This window comes from Streptomyces sp. NPDC041968 (genome assembly GCF_055589025.1).
Genome location: NZ_JBVJCB010000016.1, coordinates 134,080 through 147,822, shown reverse-complemented (window position 1 = coordinate 147,822; position 13,743 = coordinate 134,080). Strand labels below are relative to the sequence as shown.

The 13,743-nt window shown below is 70.3% G+C and carries 12 protein-coding genes and 1 pseudogene; 8 read left to right on the top strand and 5 right to left on the bottom strand.

Annotation, left to right across the window (positions count from 1 at the left end; genetic code table 11):
- Positions 1-121 precede the first annotated feature (121 nt).
- Both ACZ6EG_RS31410 and ACZ6EG_RS31405 read right to left on the bottom strand, forming a co-directional pair.
- Positions 122-796, bottom strand: coding sequence for a response regulator (locus ACZ6EG_RS31410; protein ID WP_469609730.1), 675 nt, complete (start codon positions 794-796; stop codon positions 122-124).
- A complete protein-coding gene (locus ACZ6EG_RS31405; protein ID WP_391971397.1) occupies positions 793-2,031 on the bottom strand; it encodes a sensor histidine kinase in 1,239 nt (412 codons plus the stop codon). Before ACZ6EG_RS31405 ends, ACZ6EG_RS31410 begins: the two co-directional genes overlap by 4 nt.
- Positions 2,032-3,273: 1,242 nt before the next feature.
- Here ACZ6EG_RS31405 and ACZ6EG_RS31400 point away from each other — a divergent pair.
- The 7 genes from ACZ6EG_RS31400 (at position 3,274) to ACZ6EG_RS31370 (ending at position 11,111) form a co-directional block, all read left to right on the top strand.
- A complete protein-coding gene (locus ACZ6EG_RS31400) occupies positions 3,274-3,936 on the top strand; it encodes an urease subunit gamma (protein ID WP_469609727.1) in 663 nt (220 codons plus the stop codon).
- The gene (locus tag ACZ6EG_RS31395; RefSeq protein WP_469609724.1) at positions 3,920-5,758 is read left to right on the top strand and encodes an urease subunit alpha; all 1,839 of its coding nucleotides are present in this window, start codon (positions 3,920-3,922) and stop codon (positions 5,756-5,758) included. Before ACZ6EG_RS31400 ends, ACZ6EG_RS31395 begins: the two co-directional genes overlap by 17 nt.
- Positions 5,759-5,834: 76 nt before the next feature.
- Positions 5,835-6,509: an urease accessory protein UreF gene (locus ACZ6EG_RS31390; protein ID WP_469609721.1), complete on the top strand. Its 675-nt coding sequence runs from the start codon at positions 5,835-5,837 to the stop codon at positions 6,507-6,509.
- A 28-nt stretch (positions 6,510-6,537) separates the two neighbouring features.
- Positions 6,538-7,236: an urease accessory protein UreG gene (gene ureG, locus ACZ6EG_RS31385; RefSeq protein WP_356612821.1), complete on the top strand. Its 699-nt coding sequence runs from the start codon at positions 6,538-6,540 to the stop codon at positions 7,234-7,236.
- 257 nt (positions 7,237-7,493) lie between these two features.
- On the top strand, positions 7,494-8,165 hold the full coding sequence (locus tag ACZ6EG_RS31380; RefSeq protein WP_469609719.1) for an urease accessory protein UreD: 672 nt from the start codon (positions 7,494-7,496) through the stop codon (positions 8,163-8,165).
- 1,433 nt (positions 8,166-9,598) lie between these two features.
- Positions 9,599-9,946 (top strand): hypothetical protein, encoded by a 348-nt coding sequence (locus ACZ6EG_RS31375; protein WP_391971398.1) that lies wholly within the window; start codon positions 9,599-9,601, stop codon positions 9,944-9,946.
- 649 nt (positions 9,947-10,595) lie between these two features.
- A complete protein-coding gene (locus ACZ6EG_RS31370; protein ID WP_469609716.1) occupies positions 10,596-11,111 on the top strand; it encodes an ATP-binding protein in 516 nt (171 codons plus the stop codon).
- Here ACZ6EG_RS31370 and ACZ6EG_RS31365 read toward each other — a convergent pair.
- The 3 genes from ACZ6EG_RS31365 to ACZ6EG_RS31355 form a co-directional block, all read right to left on the bottom strand.
- Entirely contained in the window at positions 11,075-11,938 is an 864-nt protein-coding gene (locus ACZ6EG_RS31365; protein ID WP_469609713.1) for a GAF and ANTAR domain-containing protein, read from the bottom strand. The genes ACZ6EG_RS31370 and ACZ6EG_RS31365 overlap by 37 nt on opposite strands.
- A 259-nt stretch (positions 11,939-12,197) precedes the next feature.
- A complete protein-coding gene (locus ACZ6EG_RS31360) occupies positions 12,198-12,440 on the bottom strand; it encodes a DUF5133 domain-containing protein (protein ID WP_469609710.1) in 243 nt (80 codons plus the stop codon).
- A gap of 143 nt (positions 12,441-12,583) precedes the next feature.
- Entirely contained in the window at positions 12,584-12,886 is a 303-nt protein-coding gene (locus ACZ6EG_RS31355) for an STAS domain-containing protein (RefSeq protein WP_469609764.1), read from the bottom strand.
- Positions 12,887-13,072: 186 nt separating this feature from the next.
- Here ACZ6EG_RS31355 and ACZ6EG_RS31350 point away from each other — a divergent pair.
- A pseudogene (locus tag ACZ6EG_RS31350) lies at positions 13,073-13,390 on the top strand (helix-turn-helix transcriptional regulator); the annotation flags it as partial.
- Between the last annotated feature and the right edge of the window lie 353 nt (positions 13,391-13,743).

Below are 13,743 nucleotides of genomic sequence, written 5' to 3'. Positions count from 1 at the left end.
GCGCGCCTTCTGTGACGGGTGAAGAGTGCGGGGACGGCCGTGCGCCGGGCGTCATACCGAGGAGCCAAAGTGGAAGTGCTACCCCGGTAGGGGGTGAAGGAGGGCCGGGGGCGGGGCGGTCCTACTCGCCCGGGGTCACCAGCCCCGACTCGTAGGCGAAGACCACCGCCTGGGCGCGGTCGCGCAGGTCGAGCTTGGTGAGGATGCGACTGACGTGCGTCTTCACCGTCTGCTCTGCCAGCACGAGGGTCTGGGCGATCTCCGTGTTGGACTGACCGCGGGCGACCAGGGTGAGAACCTCGGTCTCGCGTTCCGTCAGCCCTTTGAGCCGCAGCGCCGGCCTGCCCCGTGTGCTGGGACGCTGCTTGGCGAAGTCTGCGATGAGGCGCCGCGTCACCGAGGGAGCGAGCAGCGCGTCGCCCGAGGCCACCACTCGGACCGCCGCGATCAGGTCGGCCGGCGGCGCGTCCTTGAGCAGGAACCCGCTCGCGCCCGCCCGGAGCGCCTCGTAGACGTAGTCGTCGACGTCGAAGGTGGTGAGCATCAGGACGCGCGGCCGGTGTGTGACGCCCGCCGGCGGGTCCAGGAGGCGGCGCGCGGCCTCCAGGCCGTCCATCTCCGGCATCCGGACGTCCATCAGCACGACGTCGGGATGGGTACGCCGGCTCAGTTCGACACCCTTGGCGCCGTCGGGGGCCTCCCCCACCACGTCGATGTCGCTCTGGGCGGCCAGCAGCGCGGCGAAGCCGGCCCGGACCATGGCCTGGTCGTCGACGACGATGACACGCGTTGTCACGTCAGGTCTCTTTCGGTCAGGGGAAACTGGGCGGCAACACGGAAGCCGCCGTCCGGGAGCGGACCCGTGTCGAGGGTGCCGCCGATGATCCGTACCCGCTCGCGCATGCCGACAAGGCCGTGCCCGGTGCCGCTTGCTTCGAGGGGCTCGGCGGGCGGCTCCGGCGGTGGCCCATTGACGACCAGGAGGGTGAGCCGCGCGCCCTGCTCCGGATCGGGCTCCGTCACCGACAGGGACACCTGTGTGCGGGCACCGGGCGCGTGCCGCACGACGTTCGCCAGGGCTTCCTGGGCGATCCGGTACGCGGACAGCCCGACCGCCTCGGGCACCTCGACGTCGCAGGGGGTGAACTCCACTGGCCCGCGGGCCCGCGCCGTCGCCTCCACCAGCTGCCCGATCTGCGCCAGGCCCGGCTGGGGCACCAGCTCGCCGTGTGCCTCCTCGTTGCGCAGCACGCCGAGGAGGCGCCGCATCTCGCCGAGCGACCCACGCGCGGTCGCCGCGATGGAGGTGAACTCCTCCCGCACATCCTGCGACAGCGTGCCGAGGCGGTACTCCGCGGTGTCCGCCTGCACCGTGATGACGGACATGTGGTGGGCCACCACATCATGCAGCTCGCGGGCGATCCGGGCGCGCTCCTCCAGCAGCGTCCGACGGCCCCGCTCAGCCTCGCTGATCGTCTCCTGCTCGACCAGCCTGCGCTGCACCTCGGACCGCTCGCGCAGCACCCCGCCGAGCAGCAGCGCCACGCCCCCGAGGATGGTGAGCAGCAGGCCCTTGGCGCTGAAACCGTGCGGCGCGGCGAAGCCCAGGGCCACGTTCGCTCCCGCTGTGGCCAGCCACACCAGCAGCAGCGCCCGGCGCGGCTCGCGCAGGCCGAGGGCGAGGCAGAGGCCGACGTACCCGACGATCTCCATGGGCGGGAACGGCCACAGCAGCCGCTCCTGGAAGTCGACGGTGAGCAGGACGAGCGAGCCCGCCACATCCGCGGTGAAGACCACGTACCAGGCCTGCAGCGGCCGTACGACGGCGAGCAGCAGCGGCGCGGCCTGCGCGACGGCCAGCCCTGCGGCGACTCCCCCGTTCAGGCCGTAGTCGGCGGTAAGGACCACGATGGTCGTGGGCAGCAGGGCGACGCACAGCACGAACGCCACCGCCCATGGCAGCAGCCGCACCCACCGACGCGAGGCCCCCGCGAGCGGCGCGCGCGGGCGTTCCTCCTCCACTGGGATCATGCGCACCAGCCTATGTGCGCGCGACGCGTTCGAAGAGGCGCAAGGCGATGGCTCCTCAGATGTCGGCACGCGGCGGTTCCGTCGATGCCCGGTCGCGATGGGCCGGGGTCCGATCGTCGACCCTGGCGGCGCGCCTCGAGAGCTTGCTGAGGGGCGTCATCGCGCGTCACCTGCCAGTGGTGTGATCAGTACGGCAGCGGTCCGGGTCATGCTGAAGCACCGCATTCGCTCGTCCCCCTCCGTCTTGGCCTCCTGAGGAAAGAGCGTAAAGAGCAGTGGACAGTTGGACGTCACTCCAGGGGGCCAAGTCGAGGGGGGTACCCCGGTAGGGGGTGGGTGAGGACCACGTCAGCGACAGGCAGGAGTTCGCCACGGTCAGGCGGCACTTCAGTCGCTGCGTCCCAGTAGCGGGTTCGGCAGATCTGGGGCAGAGATCCGCTGGGCTGGACGGCGGGCCGGGTGATGAGCTTCAACGCAGGTCTGTCGGCAAGCTCGGAGTGATCGCGGAGGCGAGACGGCGGGAGTCGGTACGGGAGTTGGCGGCCGCGAGCCAGGCGGTGGGCCCGCTACCGCGCAGCGGCAGGCTGAACAGGGCCGTGCACAGCCGCGCGATCAGCGGGCCGAGCAGGCCGGTTCTCAGGAATCGACCAAGGCGAAGCTGCCTCGGCAGGGGCGGACCCGGTTGACGACGTGGGCCTCTCTCAGCTCGCGGAAGCGGGGTACGCGCCCGGTCTCGGTGCTCAGCCCGGTCGTGGGCGGGCCCGTCGCAGTCCGGCGGCCGCTGCCGCGGAGCCGCCTTTCGAAGACCTCGCCCGTTGCTGGGCGGCCCTCGGCCTTACGGTCCCGGCCGCCCGGCCCCCGGTTGGGGCCACCTCACCATGTACCGGCTCTGGACACAACGGGCCCTCAAGGGCGGTCGGCGGAGGGTGGGCCGGGAGCCGGCCCAGGAGGGCCACGATGCTTCCCCCGGGGCGGGGCAGAGGTGTCCGCCATCGAGATGCGGTGGGCGTATCCGCGCGGGCATCCTCGGACGGGTCGGTCGTACACGGGGCAGGGCGTTGCGCCCCGTATGCACCCTGTGCCCCCGGTTCACTCCATCAGGGTTGACCTGTGCGTTTCCGGGCCCATGGGTTCTCTCCTCCCCGAGGATCGGTCTGCGGCAGGTACGGCGGGCGGCATCTTCCTTGCGCTTCGTGGTGCTTGCCGCATGGGTGTAGCGACGAACAGGAGAGGGGGATCGGCGTGCATCTGACTCCGCACGAGCAGGAGCGTCTGTTGGTCCACGTGGCGGCTGACGTCGCCCAGCGGCGGCGTGAGCGCGGTCTGCTGTTGAACTATCCCGAGGTCATGGCGCTGTTGACGGCACACGTCTACGAGGAGGCGCGGGCCGGGGCGACGGTCGATTCGGTGATGGAGTCCGGGCGCCACGTGCTGCAGCGCAGCGAGGTCATGGACGGTGTGCCGGAGATGGTCGACAACGTCCAGGTCGAGGCGACGTTCCCGGACGGGACGAAGCTGGTGACCATCAGCGATCCGTTCGATGAGGCGTCTGCCGAGGTGGGCGTGCATCCGGGCAAGCAAGAGTTGCTGCCGGACGAGGACGAGCACCGGGTGATTTTCAACGAGGGTGCGACGGCGGTGCCGCTGGTGGTGCGCAATCCCAAGGACCGTCCGGTCCAGGTGGGATCCCACTTCCACTTCGCCGAGGCCAACGAAGGGCTCAAGTTCCGCCGCGAGGCGGCCCACGGAATGCGGCTGAACATCCCGTCCGGTACCTCCGAGCGGTTCGAGCCGGGCGACAAGCGCACCGTGATGCTGGTGCCGATCGCCGGCGAGCGGATCGTCCACGGGCTTCAGGCCGACAAGAGCGAAGAGGAGAAGCACCTCGATGCCGGACAGGACTGAGAAGGACAAGCCCTGGGACCCGTTGCCGCGTTCCCGCTACGCCGACCTGTACGGGCCGACCGCCGGCGACCGGGTCCGGCTCGCCGACACCAATCTCGTGCTGCGCATCGACGCCGACTGGTGCGGTGGCCCGGGGCGCAGCGGCGACGAGATGGTCTTCGGCGGCGGCAAGGTGATCCGTGAGTCGATGGGCCAGTCGCACATCCCCCGCGACGACCCCCGTGAGCCGGTGGACACCGTGATCACCGGTGCGCTGATTCTGGACCACTGGGGAGTGGTCAAGGCCGACGTCGGACTGCGCGACGGCCGCATCCGTGCCATCGGCAAGGCGTACAACCCGGAAACCATGACGCCGCCCGACAACGACGACCCCCGCGCGTCGGCCTTCGTCGTGGGCCCGGAGACAGAAGTGATCTCTGGCAAGGGCCGCATCCTGACCGCGGGCGGCGTCGACACCCACGTGCATTTTCTGTGTCCGGAGCAGATCCACGAGGCGGTCGCGTCAGGTGTGACGACGCTGATCGGCGGAGGTACCGGCCCGGCCGAGGGCAGCACGGCCACCACCGTGACGCCCGGCAAGTGGCACATCCAGCGGACCTTCGAGGCGCTGGACGCCTTTCCGGTGAACATCGGTCTGCTCGCCAAGGGCAGCACCGTCTCGAAGAAGGCGCTGCACGACCAGATCGCGGCCGGTGCCCTCGGCTTCAAGATCCACGAGGACTGGGGTGCCACTCCGGCGGTGATCGACGCCGCGCTGAGCGTGTGCGAGGAGACCGGTGTCCAGGTCGCGCTGCACGCCGACTCGCTGAACGAGGCCGGCTTCGTCCAGAGCACCTACGCCGCGACCAAGAAGGACCGCCGGGCCAAGAAGGCAAAGTACCGCAGCCTGCACATCTTCCACATCGAGGGCGCTGGCGGCGGCCACGCCCCCGACATGATCAGCCTTGCCGGCAAGCCCAACGTGCTGCCCGCGTCGACGAACCCGACCCGGCCCTTCACGGTCAACACCGTCAAGGAGCACGTCGACATGATGATCGTGTGCCATCACCTCAATCCGGAGGTCGAAGCGGACATGGCGTTCGCCGACTCCCGGATCCGGCCCTCCACCATGGCTGCCGAGGACCTGCTGCACGACATGGGCGCCATCTCGATGATGTCCTCGGACGCCCAGGCCATGGGCCGCATCGGTGAGATGATCATGCGGACCTGGCAGACGGCGCACGTCATGAAGTCCCGCTACGGCCACCTGCGCGAGGACGACGCGCACGCGGACAACTTCCGTGCCCGTCGTTACGTCGCCAAGTACACGATCAACCCGGCCATCACCCACGGCATCGACCACGAGGTCGGTTCCGTCGAGACAGGCAAACTCGCCGACCTGGTGCTGTGGGAGCCGAAGTTCTTCGGCGTCAAGCCGCACATGGTCATCAAGGGTGGCCAGATCTCCTACGCCCAGATCGGCGACGCCAACGCCTCCATCCCCACCCCGCAGCCATACCTCCCACGGCCCGTCTGGGGCTTTGAGGGCCGGGCTCCGGCGGCGAACTCCCTCAACTTCGTGGCCGAGGCCGCCCTGGACGGTGAACTCGCCGAGATCGGGCTGCTCAAGCCCCTGCGCACGATCCGCTCTACCCGTGAGATCACCAAGGCCGACATGGTCCATAACAACAGTGTCCCGAAGATCGACATTGATCCCGATACTTTCGACGTCACCATTGGCGGGGCCACCACCTCCGATGTCCGCACCACGGTCGACGGGCAGGAAGTGGGACGAAATTACGCCACCGAGCTGCCTTTGGCGCAGCGGTACTTCCTGTTCTGACCCTCGCGGCCGGGTCGTGGCGCGCCCACGCGCGGTCGGCTCGGCTTCTCCTTGCGAAAGGTTGTCCCGTCACCCCATGAGCCGTACCGCTCTGCTCGTTCTGGCCGACGGCCGTTTCCCTGCCGGCGGGCACGCCCACTCCGGCGGGATGGAGGCCGCCGTCGCGTCCGGCCGGGTTCACGACACCGCGAGCCTGGAGTCGTTCTGCCGGGGGCGGCTGCACACCGCCGGACTGGTCGCGGCCGGTCTCGCCGCGGCCGCCGCCGACGGTTACGACGCCCTCGCCCTGGACGATGCCGCCGACATCCGCACCCCCGTACCGGCGCTGCGCCATATCGCACGCCGTCTGGGACGGCAGCTGATGCGCGCGGCCCGGGCCACTTGGCCCAGCGCCGACCTCGACCACCTCGCCCGGCACCGCCCCCAGGGCGCCCATCAGCCGGTCGTGCTCGGCGTCACCGCCCGCGCCGCCGGGCTCACCCCGCTCGACGCCGCCCAGGCCGCCGTCTACGAGAGCGTCGGCGGTCCGGCGACCGCGGCCGTGCGGCTGCTGAGCCTGGACCCGTTCGACGCGACCGGCGTCCTGGCGCGGCTCGCCGCCGAACTCGACACCGTCGCCGACGCCGCGGCCGACGCGGCGGTGCAGGCTGTGGCGCAGGGGGTCGCCGCCCTGCCCGCCGCGTCGGCTCCCCTGCTGGACATCACCAGTGAGCAGCACGCCGCCTGGACCGTTCGGCTCTTCGCTTCCTGACCAGCCCTGACCGTTTCCTGGAGCACCTGTGCATCTCGACCACCCCGTGACCATGCCGCACCGCCACACCCACAGCGCCGAACCGCTGCTCGCCGACGGCAGCCGCCGCGCGCTGCGCATCGGCCTCGGCGGTCCTGTCGGTTCGGGCAAGACCGCGACCGTGGCCGCCCTGTGCCGCGCCCTGCGCGACCGGCTCTCCATTGCCGTGGTCACCAACGACATCTACACCCAGGAAGACGCCGCCTTCTTGCGCCGCGAGGCCGTACTGCCACCGGAGCGGATCACCGCCGTGGAGACCGGAGCCTGCCCGCACACCGCGATCCGCGACGACATCTCCGCCAACCTCGAAGCCGTCGAGCACCTCGAACAGACCCTGCACCCGCTCGACCTGATCCTCATCGAGTCCGGCGGGGACAATCTGACCGCGACCTTCTCCCGTGGACTTGTCGACACCCAGGTCTTCGTCATCGACGTGGCCAGCGGTGACGACATCCCCCGCAAGGGCGGCCCCGGCATCACCACCGCCGACCTCCTCGTCGTCAACAAGACCGACCTGGCCCCCTACGTCGGCGTCGACCTGGACACCATGAGGGCCGACACTCGCAAGCAGCGCAAGGGTCTCCCCTATGCCTTCACCAGCCTCACCGCACCTGACGGCGTCCAACCGGTCGCCGACTGGGTCACCGGCTGCCTCACCTCCTGGCACGCCAACGGATCCACCCGGTGAGCCACACCACCGCGCAGACGCCGGCCGTGATCCCGACGCCGGCCGGCGGAACTCCCAAAGCCGACAGTGGGCCACGCGGCCGGCGCTCTGCCGAATCCGCCCCGATACACCCGTCCGGCGTCGTCGCCGCCGCCCGGATCCAGGCCACCCACAACGGCCGCACCACCATGGTCCCGCTGCTGCACAGTGACGGCCCCTTCCACCTGCGCCGGTTACGGGCCCGCGGAGAACAGGCGCATGTCTGCGTACTCGGCGCAATGAGCGCGCCGCTCGGCGGAGACAGGCTCGCCCTGGACATCACCGCCGAAACAGGCGCCCGGCTGGAGGTGACCAGTTCAGCTGCCACCATCGCCCTGCGCGGCCCCACCGTCGCACCGGCCACCTACGACGCGAGGGTCAGGGTGGGCGATCACGCAACCCTGCACTGGCTCCCCGAGCCCTTGATCAGTACCCGGGGCAGCACCCTGCACCAGACGTTCACCGTCGACCTCGCTGCCACCGCCCACCTGCTCATGCGAGAAGAACAGCTCCTGGGCCGCTCCGGCGAGGCGTCGGGCCACCTCACCACCCGTCTGACCGTCCGCCGCGGGGGGCGGCCACTTTTCGACCAGTACACCGCCTACGGCGACCCGGCACCGGCGTGGGACGGCCCCGCCGTCCTCGGAACCCACCGCGCCACCGGACAGCTCCTCCTGGTCGACCCCACCCTGCGCACTCCCCGGGGACCACACGTCATCGGCAACGACCCGGCCGAGGGACACGCGGTACTGACTCCCCTGGCCGATCCCCAGGTCCTCATCGCCACCGCCGTCGCCCCGACCCCGGCCCGACTGCGCCATCTCCTGGACACCGCGCTGGCCTACGCCTACGAGCCGCCAAGACCGGAATCCGAAGGCGAGTTGGGTGACATGGAGCCAACATCGCCGTAAAAGTACGCCACCCAGTCGAAAACGGGGTGAAATGTCACCGCACCCCGCCCGCGGCAGCGAGGAGTGCCAGCATCACGGGGAGCTGGACGAGACAGAACGGGGTCGGCGTGCAGCCGCTGAGGAGGGGCTGTCGCGGCCGACGGGGGATCCACGAGAGGCCGGACACGGACCGCCCCGTAGGCCCGAAGCGGTCGCCGCCCGCGTCCGGCCATCGCGTCGGTGTCATACTGCGGTTGCCCCGCCTGCACCAGGCTCGGGAGCAGCACTCGTTTCGATTCTCCTCGAATGCAGCAGGGCGGCTCAGGTCTCCCTTCTAGTCTCCAAAGTGCGAAGGCCAACCTGATACGGGCTGGTCGACCGACGACATCGGAGACTGCTGTGAGGGCGAAGAAACTACTGGTGACCAGCGCCGTGCTGGTCGGAACCGCCGTGGCGGGGGCCGTTGCTGTCTCGGTGCCGGCGCACGCCGCTGTCGCCTCGGCGTCTGGGCATGGCGCGCGGGCCGAAGTCCTGGACGGTGGCCCTCCCGGATGGGGTTACGTGCAGACCTTCACCAGCCCGCGGATCTGCCAGGGCACCGGGGACGAGGGTATCGCCGAGGGCAGGTGGACGGACTTCGTGTGCGTGTGGCGAAGCGGCGGCCCGGGCCACCAGGTGTGGGACCTGTATGTCCCGTAGGCCGGTTGGGGCGGTGTGCTGATCTGTGCCGCCGTACAGGGCGGGTTCCTCCGTGGCAGCGGCACTGCCACGGAGGAACCCGCAGGACTGGTGGTCGCGCATGGCCGCGCTGTTCGAGCCGGACGGCGTGTTCGCCTCATGCGACGGACCGTTTCGGCCGGCCGGTCCGGCTGGGGGGAGCCGGCCGCGCGGTGCGCACCGTTCCTCCAGAGTGACGAGAGGCCGTCCCCTCACGGGACGGGATGCAGTGGTCGGGCACGGAGCTGCAGGGGACGGAGTGGTTCATCTGCGGTGCGCAGTTCCCGATCGTAAGGCGCGTGACGATGGGCGTCCGCCGCTACGTCGGTCGTCCATCGACCGTCTCGTCCTGCCGTCCGCGGAGCGGGAGCAGGCGTTCCACCAGGTCGGGCAGGTACTGCCGGACAGGGGCATGATGGCCGCCGGCCGCCGACCTCATCTGCCGTCTCCTGCGTCGGCGCCATGGAGGCTGATGGCGACACCTCGCGCACCGAGACCGCGCTGGCAGGAGGCGGTAGCCGGGCAGCCTCTCCGGGACTGCAACTCTCCGTTCACGGGGTTCGTTGACAGGGAAGGTCACCGGGCGTTGACTGGCGGGGGACGGTGGAGGCCGGCCAGACGGGCCACGGGTGTCAAGGGCCCGCTCGTTTCGGGTCAGGCCCCGCGGGTCGGCTTGTTCCGGGTGAGGGTCCCGGTGGCACCCGGCCGACGCGACGCGACAGGGAAGTGGCCCACGAATGATGTATGACCAGGCACGTGCCCAGCAGCCTCCGGGCAAGGGTGTCGGATCGACCGCACGCCCGGCCCGGGGGCCGGAGCCGCTGCTGCCCGCCGATGACCGGGAAAGGGTTTCCCAGCGCCTGCGGCAGGCCCTCCTCGACTTCGCCGACACTCCGCGTGAGGCGCTGGAGGCGGCCGAGAGTGCCTTCGACGAGGCCACAGCGGAACTCGCGAAGGCGCTCGCCGAACGGCGACGCGTCCTGCGTGCGCAGTGGCAGGATCAGGACTCCGAGGAGCAGGCGGAGGATTTCCGACACGCGCTCCGGCAGTACCGGGAGATCACGGAGCGCATGCTGCGGCTGTAGCCGGGGAGCGGCGGCATCGGCTGCCGTAGGAGGCGGCCGCCGAGCGTAGTGCGCCTGCGGCACGGCACACCTCGTGTTCGCCGGCGCGGACGTCTTCTTGGGGCCGCGGTTCTGTATCGGCCTGACCGGAGCGAGTGTGGTGGTCGGCCCTTGACGGGGTCGGCCGACAGCGCCGGCTCCGGGCCGAGGTGTCGGTGCAGCGGTTGGCTTCCGCTCCCGGTCGGTGTGTTCGTGACGGGACATGCGTGGGCGAACGCCGGGGATTCGGGGGCGCCGGATGCGGCACTCACCACGCACGGGCAGGCGGACCGGTGGCCTGGACGCTCGGCGGCGAACCGGCCATGGCGCTGGGCTCCGCTCGTGCGCGATGCCCGGCACGGAGGTGTGCTCGTCACCGGGGCCGGGTGTGACCATCCCCCTTACCGGCCGAGGGCCGGCAACGGGAGCAGTCCGACGCCCGCGGCACACGTTCCGGACCACAGTCCCCTGGTGGACACCGGCCCCCCAGGGAACTGCCGGTCACCGCCTGCCACCCCGGTGCCCGGGCGATGGCTTCCATAACGCCGGGCGGAGTGGGTAGACGGTGCTCAGCCCGCGAGAGACGGGTCCTCAAAGGCACAGACATTTACGACTGAGAGTGACGATCTCCGTGTCTCAACCGCTTATGCAGCAGGCGGACGGGCAGGGACCGGACCACACTCTGCGTCGGCACCTGGCCTGGAGCGGTTTCCCGCCTCCGGCCGCCCGGGCACGGGCCCAAGCCGACGCACTGCTGTCCGCCCTGCACCGCACCCGCCGGATCACCGTGTCCCCCCGCGCCGCCGATGACGTCCGCCTCGTGGTCAGCGAGCTGATCGCCAACGCCGCACGGCACGCGCCCGGCCCCGGCCGCCTGGAGGTCCGGGCGGCCGAAGGCGGCCGGATCGTGCGGATCACCGTGTCGGACACCTCCCCGGCCATGCCCCGGCCCCGGCCGGCCGACCCCCATCGCGTCGGCGGACACGGTCTGGAGATCGTCACAGCCCTCAGCAGCCGTTTGATCGTCGAGCACGCCGGTGAAGGCAAGCAAATCAGCGCCGACGTTCCCCTTCACCAGGCTCGTTCCCCCGACACTCCTCCCGGCCAGTACTACGTCCACGGAGCGCCCGACGGGACTCTGGAGTAGAGGCCGTACGGCCGCGGATTCGGCCACACCGGACGTACCCGCGGGCACGACATCCGCAGGGCACGGCTGTTGCCCCGGTCAGCGTCGATGCTGGTCAGGGGAGGTCGTGCTCGGAGCGGAGCCTCTGCGCCACCTCGGGGAGTTGAGGTTGTGGTGCTGGAGAGGCGGCGCAGCACGTTGAAGGCGACGTCTTCGCTCATGCGGTGGCGTTCCATGAGGATGCCCATGGCTTCGCCGATGGCGTGGCGGGTTTCCATGGCGTGTTCGAGCTGGTCGATGGTGCGGGCGCCGGCCAGGGCGACGGCGGCGTGGGACGCGAGCATCCAGCCGGCGGTCTCGATGTCTTGGGTGAAGGTGCCGGGACGGCGGGCGTACAGGTTGAGGGCGCCGAAGTCTTCCTCGTCGGTGTAGAGGAGGATGCCGGTCATGCTGCCGATGCCGAGCTCGCGGGCCGCGTCCGCGGAGGCGGGGCAGCCCGTCTGGGGCTGGGTCATATCGGTGATCCGGTAGGTGCGCTCACCGTTCTCGCGGCGGGCGAGGTCGTAGCACGGCCCTTCACCGAGATCGCCCTGGATGCGGTCGGAGGCTTCGACCATCTCTCCGCACGAGGGCAGCGTGATCGCCCGGCCCTTGCGCACCGCCAGGATCCCGGCCGCATCACAGCCCTCCACCAGATCCACCGCTGCCACCGAGATCGCGTCCAGCGTCTCCCGGACCGACTTCTTCTCCAGCAGATCCCGCGCCGGCACAGCCATCTGCTCAGCGAACCTCTGCCACTGCGTTGCGCCACCACCCGCCTCGGCGTGCCCGTTGAGCCGTTCGCTCACCCCAACGTTCCAGGGCACGTCCACCGTCGAATGCGCAACCTGAACCGGGGCGGGAGGCAGTGCGCGCCCTCCACGCCGCCACTCGCCGGGACAGCGGGACGGAGCGCCATTGGGACGGGCAGGCAGTACGACGGGGAGGCAGTGGCACGGGAGGCGGTGAGGCAGCCGGCAGGACCTCCGCGCGTGGGCAACCGGCCCATCTCAGCAACGAGTCGCCTCTGGTGGGAGCCGGGAGCAGGGGTTTCCCGCCGCTCTGCGTTCAGGCGGCGAGAGTTTCGTCCTCGCGCGAGTCGCTGGTGCGGTGGGTGTACTGCTCCAGCAAGGTGTCCGCCGTGAGCAGGGCCTGTTCGGCGATGCGGGACCCGGTCATCACACACAGCATGTATGTGGCGTCTTCGAGCGCCCTGCTGGTGAAGCCGGTGGGACACACATCGTGGTCGATGCGCGCCTGGGCGAACCGGGCCAGAGTCGCCCGCAGCTCCTTCTCCGCCGGAAGGATCATGGTGACTCTCTTCCTCGAGCAAACGTCGAATGCTTCGCCTCGGCAAGGGCCCGGGGCGCTTCCCTGCCTGTGCGTAGGGCGTCTTTGTGCCCGGCTGATGGCAGTCGGGCAGGAGAGCCGCACCGTGGTGGGTGCGGGACGTTCTAGCAGGCAGCAGCCTCTTCCACCGTCTCCCCTATCTTCAGGACGGTGTCGACCGCGGTGAGCTGCAGCAGCCTTTTCAGTTGCTGCTCGGGGGCGGCCACGCGGAAGTCGGCCGCCTGGTGGGTGAGGATCAGCAGGTTCAGCAGCGCGGAGTCCGCGAAGGTGATGCCGGAGGCGTCCAGGACCACCTTCGGATGCTCCTTGACCGCGGTGTCCAGCGCGTCCGCCAGCGGCGTGACCGTAGACATGTCATAGGGGCCACGCGCGCTGACCACCCAGGCGCCGCAGCGTTCGTACTGCACCACCGTGGCCTCGTCCGTCCCCTGCAGCCGGCTCCCGTCGGCGCCCCTCGACCGCCTTGCTACCGCTTCGTCCACAGACACCTTGGGCCCCTCCTCTGGCTGTCCCGAACGGATCACGTCATCTGTTGCGCGAAAAGTATGTCATGTATCGAGTGTCACGCAAAGACGGTCCTTAGAATGCTGTTCATGGTTGAAGTGCCTGGCTCTCACAGGGGATGGACGTTCGTCACCAATCACGCGCGTGTGCTAGCGGCCATCGCCGACAATCCGAACATCCGGATCCGCGACATCGCCGCTCACTGCCGCCTCACCGAGCGCGCCGTCCAGCGGATCATCTCCGACCTCGAGCAGGACGGTTACCTCTCCCACACCCGCGACGGCCGCACCAACACCTACCGGATCCAGCCCGACAAGGTCCTGCGCCACCCCGCGGAAGCGGGCCTGCCCGTGGCCGCACTGCTCTCGCTGCTCGTGCAGGACGAAACCGACCACACGCGCGAGCCCGGCAGCCACACCTCCCACCTGACCAGTACCGGCGGCATGCGATGGCGAGAGGCCCCGGGCGCCGGCCGCGGCACCCGCCCGGCGACGCCCAAAGGGTGCGGCAGAGTGATCCAATCCCTCCGGGGTCCCGCGGCCGACGAGCGCGAGTTGCCCAGGCCGATGTGAACACCGAGATGCCGAAGCCGAGCAACCGCGCATCCCACGAAGGGCCCCACCCCGGCCACGGCTTCCGCCGCCCCCGACCATGGACTCGACCACCGCAGGTCACAGCATCGCGTGGCCTCAACAGCCCGGTGCAGCGCGGGGTGTCTGCGGGGTCACGGCGTCCGAGCAGCAGCATGCGGGGACGGTGA

Coding starts and splice junctions, on each gene's coding strand:
- ACZ6EG_RS31395 (WP_469609724.1), top strand. CDS start 3,920: ATGCCGGACAGGACTGAGAAGGACAAGCCCTGGGACCCGTTGCCGCGT.
- ACZ6EG_RS31360 (WP_469609710.1), bottom strand. CDS start 12,440: ATGATCCTTCCGGCGGAGAAGGAGCTGCGGGCGACTCTGGCCCGGTTC.
- ACZ6EG_RS31375 (WP_391971398.1), top strand. CDS start 9,599: ATGATGTATGACCAGGCACGTGCCCAGCAGCCTCCGGGCAAGGGTGTC.
- ACZ6EG_RS31405 (WP_391971397.1), bottom strand. CDS start 2,031: ATGATCCCAGTGGAGGAGGAACGCCCGCGCGCGCCGCTCGCGGGGGCC.
- ACZ6EG_RS31390 (WP_469609721.1), top strand. CDS start 5,835: ATGAGCCGTACCGCTCTGCTCGTTCTGGCCGACGGCCGTTTCCCTGCC.
- ACZ6EG_RS31380 (WP_469609719.1), top strand. CDS start 7,494: ATGAGCGCGCCGCTCGGCGGAGACAGGCTCGCCCTGGACATCACCGCC.